Source organism: Candidatus Cloacimonadota bacterium (assembly GCA_028706475.1).
Classification (GTDB): Bacteria; Cloacimonadota; Cloacimonadia; order Cloacimonadales; family Cloacimonadaceae; genus UBA5456.
In genome coordinates, this window is record JAQWBI010000033.1 from 1 (window position 1) to 20,069 (window position 20,069).

The 20,069-nt window shown below is 46.3% G+C and carries 15 protein-coding genes; 13 read left to right on the forward strand and 2 right to left on the reverse strand.

Annotation, left to right across the window (positions count from 1 at the left end):
- Window positions 1-309: 309 nt before the first annotated feature.
- The 13 genes from PHF32_06660 (at window position 310) to PHF32_06720 (ending at window position 16,555) form a co-directional block, all read left to right on the forward strand.
- On the forward strand, window positions 310-753 hold the full coding sequence (locus PHF32_06660) for a hypothetical protein (protein MDD4560399.1): 444 nt from the start codon (window positions 310-312) through the stop codon (window positions 751-753).
- A gap of 219 nt (window positions 754-972) precedes the next feature.
- Window positions 973-1,503 carry a GNAT family N-acetyltransferase gene (locus PHF32_06665; protein ID MDD4560400.1) on the forward strand — a complete coding sequence of 177 codons (531 nt, stop codon included), beginning with the start codon at window positions 973-975 and terminating at the stop codon, window positions 1,501-1,503.
- 599 nt (window positions 1,504-2,102) lie between these two features.
- Window positions 2,103-2,957 carry an AraC family transcriptional regulator gene (locus PHF32_06670; protein ID MDD4560401.1) on the forward strand — a complete coding sequence of 285 codons (855 nt, stop codon included), beginning with the start codon at window positions 2,103-2,105 and terminating at the stop codon, window positions 2,955-2,957.
- A 256-nt stretch (window positions 2,958-3,213) separates the two neighbouring features.
- Entirely contained in the window at window positions 3,214-4,665 is a 1,452-nt protein-coding gene (gene tilS, locus PHF32_06675) for a tRNA lysidine(34) synthetase TilS (protein MDD4560402.1), read from the forward strand.
- The gene (gene hpt / locus PHF32_06680; protein MDD4560403.1) at window positions 4,655-5,191 is read left to right on the forward strand and encodes a hypoxanthine phosphoribosyltransferase; all 537 of its coding nucleotides are present in this window, start codon (window positions 4,655-4,657) and stop codon (window positions 5,189-5,191) included. The genes tilS and hpt overlap by 11 nt, the downstream gene beginning before the upstream one ends.
- A complete protein-coding gene (gene ftsH / locus PHF32_06685; GenBank protein MDD4560404.1) occupies window positions 5,188-7,371 on the forward strand; it encodes an ATP-dependent zinc metalloprotease FtsH in 2,184 nt (727 codons plus the stop codon). Before hpt ends, ftsH begins: the two co-directional genes overlap by 4 nt.
- A gap of 1 nt (window position 7,372) precedes the next feature.
- Window positions 7,373-7,897, forward strand: a complete 525-nt coding sequence (gene hslV, locus PHF32_06690) for an ATP-dependent protease subunit HslV (GenBank protein ID MDD4560405.1) — start codon at window positions 7,373-7,375, stop codon at window positions 7,895-7,897.
- Between the two features lie 8 nt (window positions 7,898-7,905).
- Window positions 7,906-9,249 (forward strand): ATP-dependent protease ATPase subunit HslU, encoded by a 1,344-nt coding sequence (gene hslU, locus PHF32_06695; protein ID MDD4560406.1) that lies wholly within the window; start codon window positions 7,906-7,908, stop codon window positions 9,247-9,249.
- Window positions 9,249-10,547, forward strand: a complete 1,299-nt coding sequence (locus PHF32_06700; GenBank protein MDD4560407.1) for an MFS transporter — start codon at window positions 9,249-9,251, stop codon at window positions 10,545-10,547. Before hslU ends, PHF32_06700 begins: the two co-directional genes overlap by 1 nt.
- Complete coding sequence (locus PHF32_06705) at window positions 10,544-11,236, forward strand: polyphenol oxidase family protein (protein ID MDD4560408.1); 693 nt, start codon at window positions 10,544-10,546, stop codon at window positions 11,234-11,236. The genes PHF32_06700 and PHF32_06705 overlap by 4 nt, the downstream gene beginning before the upstream one ends.
- A complete protein-coding gene (locus tag PHF32_06710) occupies window positions 11,229-12,512 on the forward strand; it encodes a FapA family protein (GenBank protein ID MDD4560409.1) in 1,284 nt (427 codons plus the stop codon). Before PHF32_06705 ends, PHF32_06710 begins: the two co-directional genes overlap by 8 nt.
- Before the next feature lie 12 nt (window positions 12,513-12,524).
- Window positions 12,525-15,701, forward strand: a complete 3,177-nt coding sequence (locus tag PHF32_06715; protein MDD4560410.1) for a S41 family peptidase — start codon at window positions 12,525-12,527, stop codon at window positions 15,699-15,701.
- A complete protein-coding gene (locus tag PHF32_06720; protein ID MDD4560411.1) occupies window positions 15,698-16,555 on the forward strand; it encodes a hypothetical protein in 858 nt (285 codons plus the stop codon). The genes PHF32_06715 and PHF32_06720 overlap by 4 nt, the downstream gene beginning before the upstream one ends.
- A 976-nt stretch (window positions 16,556-17,531) precedes the next feature.
- Here the strand turns inward: PHF32_06720 and udk are convergent.
- Window positions 17,532-18,173, reverse strand: coding sequence for a uridine kinase (udk, locus tag PHF32_06725; protein MDD4560412.1), 642 nt, complete (start codon window positions 18,171-18,173; stop codon window positions 17,532-17,534).
- A gap of 18 nt (window positions 18,174-18,191) precedes the next feature.
- Window positions 18,192-20,069, reverse strand: a 1,878-nt coding sequence (locus PHF32_06730) for an ATP-binding protein (GenBank protein ID MDD4560413.1), incomplete at its 5' end; no start/stop codon positions are given.

Sequence of the window (20,069 nt, forward strand, 5' to 3'; positions counted from 1 at the left end):
AAAACTCCACCTCCTTTATCCCATAGGCTGGATTAACCATCGTTCTGTATGACAATAACTTATCCATCGTTCTCCTCTGTACTATCTTCAACGGACTTGCCTGTATACTTAAAAGGGTGACTCTCCATGTCAACTAAAATGTCAACTAAAATTCAGGAAACATCAATCTTCCTCTCTTCACAGCGTTAATCATATCTTAATTATGTCTTAATCAAGCCTTAATTATTAACGCTTGATTAAGGGGGGATAAATAAGTAATTGACAGCCACAAGGGGGCAAGCAAAATGGGGAAAAAACAGGAGGATAGCAATGAAAGCACATGTAAAAGCAGGTATTAATGGCTTTTCCGGGAAACTGGAAGGAGCTATATACTACTATCACCCAGGTCTGAAACGCACCCTGATGCGGCGCGTCCCCAAGATGCCGATTCAACCCCAAAACAATGATTATCGGGATATCTCCCGACAAATCAAGGCGATCAATCCCAGCGAAGGCTATCGTCACGATTTTCGTATGTATTTTATAGAATTGAGAGAGCGCGATGAAACTGTTCGCTTACCTTCCTGGTACAGCCTGTACATCAAGATGATGTGGGCAATGCAGGCAAAATATCCGGAACAGGTGAATCTCAAGACCATCACCAGAGAACAGATTGTGGAGCTGCAACTTCCTTGCCGCTCTGTGAAAACAGCGGTTGAAGAGGAACTCCTGCCAGAAATTCCGGGATACCAGTATCTGAATAAAGAAATATAGATTACAGGCGGTCTAGGGATCGCATGAGTTCGATGTTGCACGGCGATTCAGCAATCACTACTACGACAAGTATTATAAGCATGCTGAATGTGCGACAGGAGCAAATATGCCAAACAAGAACAATCTGGACAAAGCAATCCGTTATATAGAAGCGGGGCTGAGGACATAGATGAATTTACACAGAGTATCTGGAACGCATGAATATGGGAGGGTATTGAAATGCTTTACGAGATAAACGGACAAAAAGTTACTTTACGGGACCTGACCGAAGCTGACTTGAACGATTATCGAAAATGGTTTAAGAAAGGGCTCGAATGGACCAAATGGGATGCACCTTGGGAAGAAATGAGTGATACATTTGCTCAGAGCTTTATCCAGAGGCTATCTAACAGACTATCAAAAGGTCCCCAAGAGATAAAAACCCGCCTTGAAATTGAAGTAGATGGCACACATATTGGCTGGGTATCTTCTTATTACATTGAGAGTAAGCCGGGCTTTCTGGCAGTAGGCATTTCCATCCCGGAGGAGGATTTTTGGGGCAGGGGAATAGGCCGTGAGGCATTGCAAAAGTGGATTGGATACATGTTTAAAAACCATGAATTGGATTACATTTACTGTGAAACATGGTCTGGTAATGAAAGGATGGTGCATTTGGCCATTAGTATCGGTTTTGAAATTATCGAAAATGATAAGGTGTTGGAATTTAACGGCAGGCAGTATCACAAGCTCAAATTCAGGATTGGCAGATGATCTGATAATGGATTGTGCTACAAGAGAAAGTGTATCCAGTAATGGACGATAATTTGTTTCTGAACTACAGTTGTATCTAATTAAATCATTGTTGTCCGGAGATGCTCTGTATCCTGCTATGAACCGCAGATAACTCCTAGGATTCATAGAATGGGTGTTTCACGTATTGAGGTTTCTATTAATGATAAATGCCAGGTAAGATTATCAAAAATAATATAATGCGGACTGTAGAAATGCAGAGAAAATGTTGACATAAAATCTAGTAGGATAATCTTGGTTCATAGGCTCTAAATATAATAAACTGAAGAAAAGGTTTAGCAGATGTTTCAGAGACTTTGAGGTGCAAAGAATTGGAATTTACACCAAATATGGGGACTCGAGACAGGTTTATGTATGAAGATTTCCTCATTGGACTCGGTGATGGCGTAATCATGAGGTCGTATGATATGGGGCTCAATTGGGAAGAATGGTTGGACATTCGCTGTCCCTGGTCGTACGCATCTATTCAGGAAAGGAGCAAAAAATGTCAAATCTTTTTTCTTGACTGATCCTGCTGCGCCTGATACAGCAAATATTATCAAAGCGCGATAGGAACAAATATGCCAAACAAGAACAATCTGGACAAAGCAATCCGTTATATAGAAGCGGGGCTGAGGACAAAGCTGATTTTGGAAGACATCGCCGAAAAAGCCAATATGTCTGCCTGGCACTTTCACCGAGTATTTCTGGCTTCCACGGGAATCACGGTGGGGGAGTACATCCGTAAACGCAGGATGAGTGAAGCGGCCAAAGAATTAGTCTTTACCGCAAAGCCTATCAAACAGCTTGCCGGCGAGTATCAGTATGAATCTCAGGAAGCGTTTACCAGGTCGTTCACTGTAGTATATGGCGTCACGCCCGGGAAGTTAAGACGCCAGGTAGGTCCTTTACAATATTTTAACTCTATATCACCGCTTACTAAAGGAGTAAAAATGCTAAAAGCAAAGATCAAACACATGGATGCCTTCAGAGTAGTGGGAATTACGTGTGAGAACACCATGAAGAATAATAATATACCTGCTTTATGGAATGACTTTAACCAGCAAATATGCAGCAAGGTTCCGGATGCGCTACATCCCGGAAGAGTCTTGGGTATCTGTTATTATCTGGATCACATCGAGATGAACGAGGATACTCCCTTCACGTATCTGGCCGGAGTGGAATATCCTCCGGAGAAGGACTGTCCCATAGGATTGGTTTATAGGGATGTTCCCGCAGCAGACTACGCTGTGTTCGAGCATCATGGTTCTTTGGACACATTATCCGAGACCTATGATTTCATCTATAATAACTGGTTGCCAGAGAGTGGTTATGAACGTAAAAAAGCGGATGATTTCGAGCTGTACGATCAACGCTTTCAGTTTGGTGATTCCCAGTCTGTAATGGAGATTTGGGTACCAGTAGAAAAGCACTGACCATAAGATCAATAAACAAGCCGGCTTGGGAGAGCATAGCGACACTTTCCCAGCCGTTTTTTCGTTTGCGGGGTTCCATGGATTACTGTAGTGAAGATATCCATCAGTGTCACATCACAAAATCAGAAGACAGTATCATGATGAATTAGCGGATGCAAGATACAAGATGCATATCCAAAAGATGCAGATAAGAGTTGACAGCTTGGGCATTTCGAAAAGACTTGTGTAATATGGGAAAAAATCTGGCGGAGATGAGATGAGCCTTGTAAATGAATATCTTAGGCGTTTAGTGGACTATAGCACGCAGGAGCGGATCCTCAACAAGGGGGAGAAGCTTTTACTGGCTGTATCGGCCGGTGCGGATTCCACAGCGATGCTGTACCTGTTTTCGCGCTTACGCCACAGCGAAAACTTCTCCTTGCTTGCGGTGCACATCAACCACCAACTGCGAGGGGAGGAAAGCGATCAGGATGAGCAACAGATCAAGCGCATTTGCATGCAATTGAATGTCCCGATTATAATCCGGCGCATAGAGCTGGAAGGAGAACGGGACTTGGAGAACCGCGCCAGACAAGCCAGGTTTGAGACCTTTCAGATGATTCTCCAAAGCTATGGTTTTCATAAAATACTGCTTGCTCATCACAAATCGGATCTGGCAGAGACAGTGTTATTAAATCTTTTCCGGGGTTCCGGGCTTAGCGGGATGGCGGGAATCAAGCCTATTCAGGGTGTGATCGCGCACCCTATGCTGGCCTTTGGTCCCGAGGAGCTAAAGGCTCTCTTAAGGGAAAACCATATCGCCTGGCGGGAAGATGCATCGAACGAGGATCCGCGTTTTACCCGAAATCGGATTCGGAATACCTTGATGCCCCATCTGGCAGAGAATTATAATCCGCAGATCAGAGACAAGCTTGCCGAAGAAGCTACGATATTGCGGCAAGCCGAACAGTATATCTTGGAACGAGCCTTGAGACGGTACAAGAAGATCTGTTTGGACAATAGCCACGGCAGGGTGATCATAAGTATTCCCGACCTGCTAAAAGCTCCGCAAATTGAGTGTTTTTACCTGTTGCGCGAGGCATACAGCATGGTAAGCGGGACAACTCAGGATTTCTTCCAGAGCAATCTGCGCGAGATTGAGGGGCTCCTTGATGCTATGGGCAGCAAATACATAAGCCTGCCGCATCAGGTGTATGCCATCAAGCGTTATCAAGAGCTCCTTATCAGCAGTTTTGAAGAGGATGTGAAAGCTCCGCCCACGCAGGAACTTATGATCGAAAGTGATCGCTCCCGGGCAGTTCACATGGATCATCGTTTCAGCTTCAGATACCTCAAGGTATTGCCAGCCGACGATGAAGAAGTGATGGGAACCAGGGTGATCCTGGATGCGGGGAAGATTGTAGGCAAGATCCGGATTCGCAGCCGCCGGGAAGGGGATCGTTTTATTCCCTTTGGAATGAATGGTTTCAAGAAGCTGAAAGACTTTTTTATTGACGAAAAAGTAGCTAAATACGATAGGGATATGATACCCATTCTTGAGGATGACGAAAAAATCTTGTGGATTTGTCCGTATCGCCTAGACAATCGGGTACGATACGATGCAAATAGCAGTCGTTATTTGTGCATCGATGCAGAAAACTTAATCAATAAATCTAACCGGGCAGCGAGCCGGAAGAAGAGAGGAATCAATGAATCTGATGAATTGTGATATATCGGCAGTGCTTTTTGATGAGCGGCGTATTCAAAAGCGCATCAGAGAGATAGGGCAGCAAATCAATAGTGATTATGAATGCAAGGTTCCGGTCATAATCGGAGTGTTGAAGGGCGCTTTTATCTTTATGAGCGATTTAGTGCGCGCAGTTAGCATTCCCATCGAGATCGACTTTTTGGCCATCTCCAGTTATGGTGCGGGAACCAGTAGCAGCGGAATTGTAAAGATTCGTAAAGACATCGATCTGGATATTGCCGGTAGAGATGTGATCATCGTGGAAGACATCGTGGATAGCGGCCTCTCATTACAGTATATCAAGGATTATATCTGGAAGCATAAACCCTCGAGCTTGCGGACCTGTGTTTTATTGGATAAGCCTGAGGCTCACAAGATTGAGACTATATTTGAATATGTGGGTTTTGAAGTAGGTAACGAGTTTGTGGTGGGCTATGGCCTGGATTATGCCGAACGGTACCGCAATCTGCCCTATATTGGGATACTAAAGGAAGAGTGTTACACATGAAATATACTTGTATCGCAGCTATCATGACAGGCATAGGCAGTCTGTATGCGCAAAAAGCAGATAGCCTGAATCCCGCTCTGGGCGAGATTCCCGCAGTTATGGATGGCTTTACCAGCATGCTGAGATGGTTTGTCTATGGCATTATCCTGATCTCTGTGATCGGATTGTTCAGAATGCTCCAGGCCAAGCGTCGGTTGAACTCCAAAGATCAACCGGAAACTCCCAAAGTAGATGCACAGGGACAGCCGATCGCACCAGCGAAAAAATCGAAATTCTGGACTCCATTCATAGTAATCATCATCATGCTGGCAATCAGTTTATGGCTTACTTATGGCGGTTCGCGTGAGACAGTAACCAAGGAAAGCTTCAGCAACTTTATGGCCCGGGTGAATAATGATACCATTGAAGAAGTACAGTTTACAGACCGGGATATCGTATATACCGACGTGTCAAAACGGAAATTCCACACTACCATCCCCTTTGATGATGCGCGTCTGGTGGACAGTCTTCTGGTTCGGGGCATCAAAGTATTCACGGTCAAACCAGCGGGATGGACCAGTCTGCTGGTGTCGCTCTTGCCGTTCATAATACTGATAGCCTTCTATTTCTTGATTATGAAAAGGATGACCAATCAGAATTCGAAAGCATTCAGTTTTGGCAAAAGCAAGGCACGCCTGCATGAGGTAAGCAAATCCAAGATTTCCTTCAAGGATGTAGCCGGTGTGGATGAGGCCAAAGAAGAGCTGCAAGAGATAGTGGATTTTTTGAAAGATCCCAATCGTTTCCGAAGATTGGGTGGAAGGATTCCCCGGGGAGTGTTGCTCATAGGGCGTCCTGGAACCGGTAAGACCCTATTGGCAAAAGCCGTATCCGGAGAAGCGGGAGTACCGTTTTTCAGCATATCAGGTTCGGATTTTGTGGAGATGTTTGTAGGAGTAGGGGCTGCGAGGGTGCGCGACCTCTTTGAAACCGCTAAAAAGAATTCTCCCTGTATCACCTTTATCGACGAGATCGACGCGGTGGGCAGGCATCGGGGAACCGGATTGGGTGGTGGCCACGATGAGCGGGAGCAAACCCTGAATCAGCTATTGGTGGAAATGGATGGATTTGAACCCAATGAGGCAGTGATCATTATAGCCGCAACGAACCGTCCCGACATTCTGGATCCCGCACTGCTGCGTCCCGGCAGATTTGACCGTCAAGTAACGGTTGATCTCCCGGACATCAAAGGCAGGACAGAGATTTTGAAGGTGCATTCAGATAAGGTTCCTCTGGGAGACGATGTTCATCTGGAAATCATTGCCCGCGGAACTCCGGGATTTAGCGGAGCGGATCTGGCAAATCTGGTGAATGAAGCGGCGCTGATAGCTGCCAGTAAGAACAAAGCCAGCATTCAGATGACAGATTTTGAAGAAGCTAAGGACAAGCTTACTCTGGGCAAAGAAAAGAAAAGCAGAGTGATTCCCGAAGAGGATAAACGCCTTACTGCTTATCACGAAATTGGCCATGTGATCACTAGCATTTTTCAGGATAAGGTGGAACCGGTGCACAAGGTGAGCATCATCCCGCGTGGATTCACCGGAGGCGCTACTCACTATCTGCAAAGCGATAAAACGGGGTATTCCCGCAATTATCTGAAGCAATTCATGGTATCACTATTGGGCGGCAGAGCCGCGGAAGAAGTGGTATTTGGTGAATTGACTACAGGAGCGGGAAATGATCTGGAGCGCGCTACAGATATATCCAAGAAAATGGTATGTTCATGGGGTATGAGTGATGTAGTGGGACCCATGACCATCGGCAAAGAGCACAATGAGGTTTTTCTGGGCAAAGAGATTGGTTCCCGGGATGTGTACAGCGACGAAACCTCCCGCATGGTGGACAGCGAGATCCGGAAATTCATCACTGAAGCGCATGAGACAGCCAAAGAGATCTTGCTGAAGCACCGTGATCTTCTGGATAAAATGGCTATTGAACTACAGGAAAAAGAGACTTTGGGCACAGAGGAAATCTTCAGCCTGATCCTGGACAATCTGGAGAGCGATGCTAAAGCCTTGGTGGAAGCCAAATTTGAGCGCGCTAAAGAGATGCGCTTCGAGCATTCTGTAGATAACAAGGAAGATACAGAGCTCACAGAAGCAGAGAGTGCAGAAAAGGAAACAAAAGACAACAATGAATAACATGTATGGTACTACAATAATCGGAATACACAGAAAGGGTAAAACCGCATTATGCGGAGATGGTCAGGTAAGCTTGGGAGATACAGTGGTAAAAGCCAAAGCATTGAAAATCCGCCGCATCTTTGAAGACAAGGTAATCACTGGCTTTGCCGGCGCTACAGCCGATGCTTTTACACTACTGGAGAAATTTGAAGAAAAGCTGAAAGTGAATAAAGGAAATCTGAAGAAAGCAGCGGTTGACTTGGCCAAAGAATGGAGACAGGATAAATATCTGCGCAGATTGGAAGCAATGCTGATTGCGGGAGACAAATCCGGCATCCTGATGATAAGCGGAGTGGGAGATGTGATGGAACCGGATGACGGACTAATCGCCATCGGTAGCGGGGGTAACTATGCTCTTGCAGCAGCCAGGGCTTTGATGCGCAATACCAAGCTTTCGGAAGAGACCATCGTAATGGAAGCCATGAAAATTGCCTCCGAGATCTGCGTTTATACAAATGATCAGTTCACTCTGGAGGTTTTGTAGTGGTAGATATTAACGAATTGACTCCTTCGCGGATTGTGGAGGAGCTGGATAAGTACATCATCAGCCAATCTGCAGCCAAGCGCAGTGTGGCAATTGCCCTTCGTAACCGCTGGCGCCGTCAGCGTGTGCAGGGGGATTTAAGGCGCGAGATAATGCCAAACAACATCATCATGATCGGGCCTACTGGAGTGGGGAAGACCGAGATCGCCCGCCGTATTGCCAGATTGGTGGATGCACCGTTTATCAAGGTGGAAGCATCAAAGTTCACTGAGGTGGGCTATGTGGGGCGTGATGTGGAATCCATGATCAGGGAATTGATGAATTACGCGGTTACTCAGACCCGTGCCCGGATGGTGGCAGAGGTGCGTGACGATGCTACGAAGCTGGCTATTGAGAAGGTTTTGGACGTTCTCTTGCCGCTCAAGCGCAGAAAAGGGGATAGTGAGGATCCGGATTTCGTAGAACGGCAGAAACGCAGTAGGGACAAAATGAGAACAAAGCTGCTATCCGGAAAGCTGGATGACAAAGAGATTGAGATCGAATTCAGCGAGGATAACCTACCCAATTTTGAGATTATGAGCAATTTCGGTTTGGAAACTCTGGATTTGGATTTTAGCGATATGCTCTCAAACATTTTGCCCAGTAGAGGAGGAAAGAAGCATAAGACTACGGTCTCGAACGCTTTGAAGACCTTTACAGAACAGGAAGTGGCACATTTGGTGCCCAAAGACAAGGTTGCGGAATGCGCCAAGAAGGCAGTGGAAGAAAACGGCATCGTCTTCATCGATGAGATCGACAAAATCGCCAATACTGATAAACACGGCGGCATAGATGTTAGCCGCAGCGGAGTACAGCGGGACTTGTTGCCCATCGTGGAGGGAAGCAGTGTGCCCACAAAATACGGGCCAATAGATACCTCCCACATCCTGTTCATCGCAGCGGGTGCTTTTTCTCAAGCGAAACCCAGTGACTTGATTCCAGAGCTTCAGGGTCGCTTTCCCATCAGAGTGGAATTGAGCAGCCTTACGGAACAGGATTTTGTGTGCATTCTGGAAGAACCTGAGAATGCTTTGACCAAGCAATATCGAGAGCTTTTTGCCACCGAAGGCGTGGAACTGAGCTTTAGCAGTAATGCTATCAAAACTATTGCGCATTATGCGGCAGCGGCTAATGAGAAGATGGAAGACATCGGAGCGCGTCGCCTGCATACTATTTTGAATACTTTATTAGACGATTTTCTCTTTCAAATGCCGGATCCCAAGCTAAAGAAGGTAAACATCAGCCAAAAGATGGTGAATGCCAGATTGAGTCCGGTGATAGAGAGCGAGGATCTCTCCCGTTTCATCCTCTGATGTTTAGCTTCATAAAACGAACCTTTATCTCCTTGAGTATCCGCAATTACCGGATCTTTTTCAGTGGTCAGGTAGTGTCACTGATCGGTACCTGGATCCAGCGAACCACCATGGGATGGTTTGTGTATCGCCTCACCAATTCTGCCTTGCTTTTGGGAGTAGTGACCTTCCTTTCCATGATCCCATCGGTGTTTATCTCTCCTTTTGTGGGGGCCTGGGTAGATCGTCTGAACAGACATAAGATGGTGATTGGTACTCAAATAGCCTTTTGTGTACAAAGCAGCTTGCTGGCAATTCTGGTTCTCACTGGTGTAATCAACGAATATGTGCAGTATCCCATACTACTCCTTGCCTTGTTTCAGGGCATGATCGAAGCGGTTGATTCACCCATGCGGCAAAACCTGCTAATAGATCTGGTGGGGGACAAAAAGCTTTTGCCCAATGCGATCGCTACTAACAGCGCTATGTTCAACGGAGCTCGCCTGATCGGCCCGGCAGTGGGTGGTTTGCTGATAGTGCTCTTTAGCGAAGGAGTATGTTTTGCCATCAATGCTGCCAGCTATATACCCGTGATAGTATCCTTGTTTTTTATACACATTGAGTATCCCAAGCTAAAACCCAGAACAGAATCCACTTTAAGAAAGATTGCCGAGGGCTGGAAGTATGCATATCAGAGTTTTCCTATACGCTATCTGATCATGAACCTGGCGATCTACACGCTGTTTGGTTTTAGTTATTCCACATTACTACCGGTATTTGCCAGGGACATCCTGCATGGAAATAGCGGAACTCAGGGCTTGTTGATGTCCACTGCCGGCATTGGGGCACTAACCGGTGCTTTTGTCCTGGCATCAAGGAGCAACATCAAAGGTATGCAAATGCGCTTGATTGTAGTCGGCTTGGTGGCAAGCTCTGCGCTCATCCTGTTTTCACACAGCACATTTCTGTATCTCAGCATGCTGATGATGCTGTTTATCGGTTTTGGCATGATGAACATCACCGCAACCACAAATACCCTGCTGCAGACAATGGTTTCGGATGAGATGAGAGGCAGAGTGTTAAGCACTTATACCATGACTTTTCAAAGCATGTCCCCCTTTGGCGGTTTATTGGTGGGATGGCTAACTAGCAAATACGGTCCCCAGACATCCATGCTGTTATGTGCTCTGGTATGCTTTATCTGGAGTCTGAATAGTCTGCGCAATCTTCCCCGCTTCAGCAAGGATATGCTGAAGATGCTGGTGGCAAATTCCAATTCCTCGGTATATCGGACTCCCAGATTGAGGCTGAACAAATGAAAAAGATCTTCTGGCATCTGGGAGGTAAAGAACCTGATTATCGCGGTCTGATGAAGCAGCAGCAGGATTTGGAGCTGGAAGGCAACATCATCCCTGTGCATAGGTTGGTGATATGTGAGCAGACTCACTCCAACCTCGTGCATATCTGTAGGGAAGAAGATAGCGGGGCAGGCTTGGGCAACCATCCCCAGATCCCGGTAGCAGATGCTTTAGTAACGAATATTCCGGGACAATACTTGCTCATCCGGACTGCGGACTGTTTCCCCATATTGCTGTATGACGAGCAACAACAGGTGGTTGCCGCCGTCCACAGTGGTCGTGAAGGCAGCAGACAAAACATTGTGGGGGAAACTGTTAATATCATGACAGAGCACTTTTCCTGTGATCCTGCCAATATCGTGGCTCATGTAGGAGCCGGTATCTGCGACGAGCATTATGAGGTAAGTGAAGCCTTGTGGCATCACTTCAACCACAGCCTGAGCCGGATGCAACTAATACCTGATACAAAGCATGTTCGCCATTTGAACCTGCGTGCTGCCATCTTTCAGCAGTTACTGAGGGCAGGCCTGAGATACATCAACATCGAAAACCATCATGATTGTACATTTGAGAACCTCGCTTATTTCTCCTACCGTAGAGATAAGGGAAACAACCGCCAAATCAACATAATCGGGATCTGCAATGAATAAGATACTAACCGGTAAAAGCGGAAACGTAATCCTGGAACTAAGGCAAGACAGCTCTTCTGCTTGGCTAACGATCAAGCGCAGTGGCCGTCTGGTAGATGAAAAGGAAATCTTGGACCTCATCGATGAAGCCGGCATCAAATCCGGTTTTGAAGAAGCTATGCAACTAATCCGGGAACACGGTATCGAAAAAGAATATGATAAACCTTTCCCTGTTGCCATATGTATGAAAGGCCCCGGCAAAGAAGCCGCACTGAACTATCACTTCGATCCGGAAGCAATCCCAAGAGATCTGAAGTCTTTGAATTTCAAAGAACTGGGACGCATTACTTATGTGAAAGAAGGAGATGTGGTAGCCAGTTTTTCAGACAACCTTTTTGAGCGGGATGGCAGCATTTATGATATCTTTGGCGAGCTGATCACGCCGCCGGTGGTAGATGAAGACTCAGCCATGCAGCAGGCAGGTGATTGGGTACGCTATGAAGCCCGGGATTTTGTAGCTGAGACTACCGGTTACCCATATCTGGACACTGAAGGCAAGATCTGTATATTAACGGAGTTGAAGCTAAATGCAGAGGATATTCCTACCGATGTCTTTATCCGCAGTCCGCTGAAGCTGGAGATTGAAGGGGATCTGAACAATGTGCAGATTGCTGGGGCGAAGTCTATTACCGTGCATGGCAACCTGGAAGATTGCAGTATCTATACCGAAGGCGATCTGATTGTAAGGGGTGACATCATATCCTGTAACAATCCGGGTATTCAAGTACTTGGATCACTGAAAGTAAGCGGCATCAGGCAATCGCGGGTACATGTGAAAGAGAGTATAGATTTTGATGAGTATATAGAACACTCTACAGTAGCTTGTGATGGCGACATCACAGGCTCGTATGAGGAAAGCCGGATCAGTGGAGGACTCACCCAATCCGGAGCTAGCATCTCCATCGGAACAGCCGGCTCCTATGAGGGTGAGGAAACCGAGATAGAAATAGCCATTAGTCCTTTCTACAGGGCTTTACTGATGCAGATGACAAAAGAAGCGGTTCGCTTGCGTGAGGAAGGTGATGACAGAGCGTTGGACGAGCTGCATGAACGCATCCGCCGTTGTGAAAATGAACTGGACAAGCAGCTAAACTTGTTTCTAAAGCGTCCCGCTGATCAAAAGAAGAGCCTGCGTGTGGAAGGATATGTCCATGCCAAGACGCTGTTTCGGGTACTCAAGCATTCCTACCAGATCAAATCCCGTCAGACCGGGATCAGCCTTGTAGAAAAAGAATAGATGGAGATTATTATGAGATTCAGAGTGTATCTGGTGCTGCTGGCTGTAGTGTGGGTTTGTGTCCCGCTGTTTGCGCAGGAGCCTGGTTTTACAAAAGACCCTGCCATCTCCCCTGATGGAACCGAGGTATGCTTCGTATATGATAACGATCTATGGAAAGTTCCCTTTAAAGGCGGAGTAGCCAGCCGCTTAACCGATACATCAGCTTCTGAATGGGGGCCTGTATGGTCTCCGGACGGGCAATGGATAGCTTTCAAAAGCAACCGTGAGGGCAGAACCTATTCTTACATTATGCCTGCTGGTGGAGGTGATGCCCGTGTAATTATCCGCGAAACCTACTCTGTAGTGGATTGGTTCAATGATGGAGAACACCTCCTGGCTATCGGTTACGGATTTGAACACGGTAGCTCCTTTTACAAATTGCCCATAAACGGAGAACGGCCGGTTCTTCTGGGTGAGATTGGGGATTATTGGGCAAGCTTGTCTCCAGATAATAGCAAGATCATTTTCAGCCGTTACGGAGATGCACACAGAGAATCTTACCGGGGATCCCTAAATGGAGACCTGCATCTCTACGACATAGAAAGCAAGAGTTATAGCCGTCTTACAAGTACAGAGATTACTGAGCGCTATCCCGTGTTTTCGCATTTTTCCAATTCTGTGTTTTACGCTATGTCCGATGGAGACAACTACCAGCTGGTGAGAGTGGATGACATGGATTTTGAGCGAATTTTTGCCTCCAGTGATCTGCCCCGCTTCAGCGTACGTGACATCAGTATAGCCCGAAACAACGACCGTATTGTATTTGAACATTTCAATGAAATCTATAAGTACGATCCCACCAAAATCTCCAAAGACAGAGTGGAAAAGCTGGAGATAAACCTTGCTGTGGATAAATGGGAAGATTCAATCCAGGAACACAGCATGAAGGATGAGATCAGCGACTATTCAGTATCTCCCGGAGGGAACTTAATATCCTTCAATTATAAATACGACAACTTTGTGGTACCGGCTAAAGGCGGAGAACCCAAGGCCATCACCCGCGATCACTCCGGATGGGCACAAACTGAGTTTCTGGACGATAGAAACCTGATCCTCTTCAAGCTGCATAAGGGCAGAACCAGCCTCTTTCGGGGCAAGATTGATCATGAAATCAGCCTGGAACCGGTGCAGTGGTTTGGTGCAGACAGCCTCAGCGTGAGAGATATCAACCGCGACGAATTTGGCCGTTGGCAGATACGCTATATGGATCATAGAAACTCCGGCAGAGTGGCTTTGGCAGATAGTCTGTTTCAAACCATCAAAGCAATGGACATCCCTGAACTGGTAATTTCGAATGTGAGTATAAACCAGAGTGGAAGCCATGCCGCGTATGTAACCATAGACGACAAGCATTTCATACGCGGGCTGTATATATACGACTTTGCTGCAGATAGCCATCGCAAAGTGCTTTCGGATCAATACAACATTTCCAATATCCATTGGATGAAAGACCAGCGCTCTCTCATTTTTACACGAAATCGCAATCTATACCGATTGGATCTGCTACCCAGAGATGAATTTGAGTTTGATGTGGATCCCTGGGATGAGATTCTGAATCCAAAGCCCGCAGCAGACACCAGCAGCGTGAAAGACGAAACTGAGGACAAGGAAACAGAGGACTACAGTGTGGATGAAGACGGTTTGTATGTGATGGAGATCAAAGTTCATCCGGAGGTTACGCATCCGGTGGAGATAGAGTGGGAGGGTATTGATAAACGCCTCCATCTTCTTTATGAAGGACAGTCGTCAAACCTGTATCCCATCAAGGTTATCAGCGATTCAACCTTTCTCTTTGTGGAGCAATCCTGGTTCGGTAATAATAAAGCCGGTTTGTACAAAGGTGATATCTACGGGAAAAACAAGAAGGAAGAAGCTGTATTCACTGCTGAAAGCGATAACTTCAAGCTCTATGGCGATAATCTTTATTATCTGGAGAAAGGCGCTTTGCGATCCTACTCTCTGAGTGATAAGAAGCGCAAGGAAATACCTGTAGCACTGGATTATTCTTACGACGAAAAGAAGATGAATCAAAAGGTATTTGAACAGGTATGGGGCAGTTTTGCTGAAAACTTCTATGATCCGGATATGCATGGATTGAACTGGAATGAACTCTATGAAGAATACCTTCCTTATACTGATAAAGCTATGGATATCTCCGAGATTGCTGCCGTGATAGACGAAATGGTGGGCGATCTCAACGCCTCTCACACAGGTTTTGATCCCCGTGAAGATGAAGAAAGCACTTATAAACCCATTGCGTATCTGGGAATGGAGCTGGATTATTCGGAAACCCTTCCAGAAGGCATCCGTATCAGCAAAGTGTATCCCAATACACGCATATCAGCGTTCTACAAAGTAATAGAAGGTGATCTGTTGACGCATTTGGATGGCGTTAAGATCAAATCCACTACTCCTATAGACTCCATTCTGGTAGGCAAAGTGGGCAAGACCATCCACTTTACCATTCTCGGCAAGGACAGGGAAATCTCCGGGGTGTTAAACGGATTGGATGGTAGAGCGGCACGTAAGCTGTACTATGACTACAAAACGATGCGCAGCCGTAAAATGGTAGAAACTGCCACGAACAGCAGAGTGGGGTATATCCACGTTCCTGCTATGGGTGAGGAAAATTATGAGGATTTCACCCGGGATTACTATCGTGACAATCACGATAAAGAGGCAATAATATTGGACTTCCGCGGCAACGTAGGAGGCAGAGTTCACGACAAAATAATATCCCTCCTTTCCAAGAAGCAATACGCATATTCCACTCGAAGATCATACGGAAACCTGCCCAGAGTAGAGCCAAGCAACGGCATTTATGTACCAAGCATCGTACTGGTGGACGAGCATAGTTTTTCCGATGGCGAGATCTTTCCCATCATCTATAAAGAACTAAAACTAGGTAAAGTAATAGGTTTCCCATCCAGCGGAGCTGTGATCGGTACATGGGAGATGCAGCTTTTGGATGGTTCCACAATGCGCATGCCTGGTACGGGATGGTATAAGGTGGACGGAACCAATATGGAGGGAACCGGAGCCATACCGGACATCATCGTGGAACATAGTTTGAACGATATCCGCGACCACAACGATAAACAGCTTCAACGAGCTATAGAAGAGATTTTGCAAGAACTGAACCAATGAATATAGATCAGATAATCATCCAAGCCCAGGAATTGGGCAGAAAGAACTGGCTGCATGCCATGCATGTGTTGCAGAGCGCAGTAGATGAACACCCTAATGAACCTCGTTTGCATACCTCCATGGCAGAGCTGTTTATCTTTCGTATGCAGTACAGCATGGCACTCAAACATTATCTGCGGGCATTATCAATAGAGCCGGATAACCTCCAGATAATTCAAGCCATTGGCGCTTGTTACATGGCTACCGGTGAATATCGCCTGGCCCTAGTTTACTACAAACGCATTCCCAATCCCAGTGAGGATATCCTCTATAATATCGGCTATGCTCAGGCTTTGATGGGAAAGAGCCGGGACTGCATCAATACTATGTTGAAACTTAGTAAACGCTTGCCAAACCATCCATATGTGTATTTTGTGATCATCGAACAATATATGGAACTGGGTGACACAGATGAAGCTCTACACTACATCCAGATTGCGCAGAAATATGCCGGTGAACACATCCAACTCTATCTGTTTGCGGGGCTAATCTACTCCCAAAAAGATATGTGGATGCTATCGTATTATAACTACCGGAAAGCCGCGGAAGCAGGTAAGATAAACAATCCAGAACACATGATGAGCTTTGCTGCGGCCGCTTTGAAGACTGGTTTGCCTCGGGAATCGATACGAATCTTAAGAGAAAGTGAACGAAAATGGCCCTACCTCAGTGAGATATACGCCAATCTGGCAAAGACATACATCTACTTGGGAGAGATAGCGGAAGCGGAAAAAGTGTTGGCGAGGGCAAAGAAGAATCTGGCTCACCTAAGCCCGGCTTTGCGGCTGATGCAGGAACGATTGAAGGAAACTTGAGTACTGTGATAGGTGCCTCTGATCCAATAGTATTGCATCGCAAATAGAGTAGAGTAAGTGCTGATCTGGATATAGTATCTACACCGGGTTTCCTTACTAATTCATAGAGCAGATAATAGATAAAGTAAACATGAGTCCCATGATGAGGACTCGTAGCATCTTTTTGATTATCTTCTTGATAGCCAACGTCGCTTCTCTGGTGGCCCAAAATGGGGCACCACTAGTAATTAGCGTGGACCAGTTGGTTGACTGAGCTATCCACCACCCAGTCCAACGATGACCCACCACCCCGACCACCCCCGACCCTGAGTTGACCTGCTACCCCAACCCGTTTTGGGGCAGCACTAACGTCAAATTCAATCAGGTCGACAACGGTCTAACGACGGTTGCAATCTACAACATCAAGGGCCAACTTATTCTGACCTTGATCAACGACCAAAAGCTGTCAACCGGCGAACATTCTTTCAACTGGGACGGCAAAACCAACTCCGGCCAAACAACGGCGGCTGGAATCTATTATTATAAAATGTCATCTGGTCGTTATTCTTCCACGAAGGAAATGATCCTGAAATAGAACTCAGTGTAACCAATCAAACGAATCACATTGTGTGCCAATCTGATTCTTCACCCCCTCGCTATTAAATACCACCTCTGCCGGGGCTAGATGTTGAATGTTCAGGCTTCGCCTTCGCGGGTTAGGACTCGCTGCACTCGCAGCAGTTCATTAGTTCATAGTTAGTTAGTGCTAGAGTGCTGCATTGCTACGGTTCTGCAGGTAGCGCTACAGCGAGCGCCTGTACCACAAAACCTATCATCCCTCTTCTGGATATCTATACTTGAACCTGATATTATCGGGTTATCATCGGGTGACGACTGCATAATAACGGCTTGATATCTACTTCAACACTATGTGATGTATGGAGGAAGAATAGCACGTAGATGACACAGATAGAATCGTGTATGTGCTGATCTGGATTTATGATCCGCGCCGTGTATTACTCACTAATTCATAGAGCAGATAGCCATTTAGCATATACAGCACTTTATCGAATTCTTTATCTCCCGGGATGATCACATCAGCGTTCTTTTTGCTGGGTTCGATAAAGGCTTCATGAGATGGTTTCACTGTCTGCAGATACTGATCCAAAACGTTTTCCACGTCACGGCCGCGCTCGATGATGTCGCGTCCCATTCTGCGTGCCAAGCGCAAGTCTGCATCGGTATCCACATAGATTTTGAGGTCGGACAGCTCCAGCAATTCTGTGTAATACAGGGCGAAGATACCTTCCAGAATGATTACATCCGCATCTGCAATGCAATAACTGCCTTCGCTACGGCTGTGGGTTATAAAGTCATAATCCGGAACATTTACCGCATTCCCTGCCAACATATCGTGGATATCTCTCAAAAGATAATCCTTGTCGATTGAGTCTGGATGGTCGAAATTCACAGTTGCACGTTGGCTAGGAGACAGATGGGCAAGGTTCTTGTAGTAATTGTCATGAGAAACAATCACAGTCTTCAAGTCTTTCAATCGCTGTCCGATCGCCTTGGCGATGGTGGTCTTTCCGGAGCAGGTCCCTCCGGCAATCAGGATCAGTCTTGCTGCTTGTTTCATTTTGCTTTAGTGTCCACGTTATTTTTTATCTGCAATTAGCAGAGAACCAAGAATCTGATACAGCTCTTCCACGTCAATTGGTTTGGCAATGTAGGCATCCATCCCGGCTGCCAGGAAACGTTCTCTATCGCCCACCAAGGCTGCGGCAGTGAAGGCAACTATCGGAGTATGCTTTTGCAGGGCAACTTCCAGATCCCGTATCTTTTGGGTGGCAGTGATACCGTCCATCACTGGCATTTGGATATCCATCAAAATGATGTCGTAGTCATTCTGCTTAGTAGCATTTAGCGCTTCCAAACCGTTTGGAACCACCTCAACCTGCAAGCCCCAGGTTTCCAATTGACGGCGGGTAACCATTTGGTTGATGGGTTCGTCTTCGGCCAGGAGGATTTTTCCGGTCAGGCTCTTATCGTGATACACTACTTCAGCACTGATTTCGGGTTCGGGCACATCGATTTCATTGTATTGCCTAAAGGGAAGGATAAAGAAGAAACAGCTCCCTTTATTGGGCTGGCTTTCCACCCAGATAAAGCCGTGCATCAGCTCCACCAAACGTTTTACGATGGCCAGACCCAGTCCGGTTCCTCCGTATTTTGAGGTGATACTGCTGTCTGCTTGAGTGTAGTTGTCAAAGATATCTTTTTGCTTTTCAGGATTGATGCCGATGCCTGTATCCAGCACCCGGAACAGGATGCGGACATCGCTTTCGGAGTATGTGTAAAGCTCGGCGCCAATCTCAATCTTTCCCTGATGAGTGAACTTGACTGCGTTTTGCATCAGGTTGATCAAGATCTGTTTCAGGCGCAACTGATCTCCTTTCATCACATCCGGGATCCTCTCGTCAATCTGGTGGTTCATCACCAAATGCTCACGTTTGTTTTGATGGGAAAACTGCTTGATGATATCATCTATGATGTAATGGAGGTTGAATTCACTTTCAATTAGCTCCATCTTGCCACTTTCGATCTTGGAAAAATCCAGGATATCGTTGATGATTTTCAGGAGATTGCGGCTGGAAGAATGCATGAGATTGTAAATCTCGCGCTGTTCCGGGCTGGCATCCATGTGTGTAAGCACCTGCAGAAACCCGGTGATACCGTTTAGCGGAGTACGGATTTCGTGGCTCATATTAGCCAGAAAATGACTCTTTGCGATGTTTGCTGCTTCGGCCTTTTCTTTGGCTTCCAGATATCTTGCTTCCAGTTTCTTTTGTTCGCTTACGTCGATCAAATAACCATATCTACAAGATTCCTCCTCTTCCGGAGAGGTTATTATTCTACATACATCCATCACCCAGCATAGTTCTCCGTTTTGACCCAGAACTCTGTAGTAGATTGCAGATTCCTTGCCTGGTTGCAGGTTCTGACAATGTTGTTTCACCTTTTCTTTGTCTTCAGAAAACACGATGTCCAGGAAAGAAGCATTTGTTGAGGTTAGTTCCTCAGCGCTAAAGCCCCAATTGCTTACGTTTTCGGAGATGAACAGCATCTTGGGAGGGCGAACTCTGCACTTGTACAAGACCACCGGGCCGCGGGAAAACTCTTCTTTCCATTGATTCAGTTCTTTTTCTTGCTGCTGTAAGTTTTTTTCCAGCATAGCTAGTTTTCCCAAGGTCTTTGTATTGTTTCGGACTGATTTGTGCCAAAACAATACAAGGACAAAGGCAAAAGCAAGTAAGATAACCATGAACACTGGGACAATAGTTTGTGCGCTATCAAGTTTCGGCTCCATTTGCTCGCTCACAAACCACTTGTTTTGGAGAGCTGCCAAAGTACCGTTCTGCCGCAGTATCTGCAAAGCCCGATCGATCTCCGAGATCAATTGCGGGTCTTTGGACGCGAAACAGTAATCGCGTTGATAGATACGATTGGGCAGGTTCCTAATACCCTTTATGTT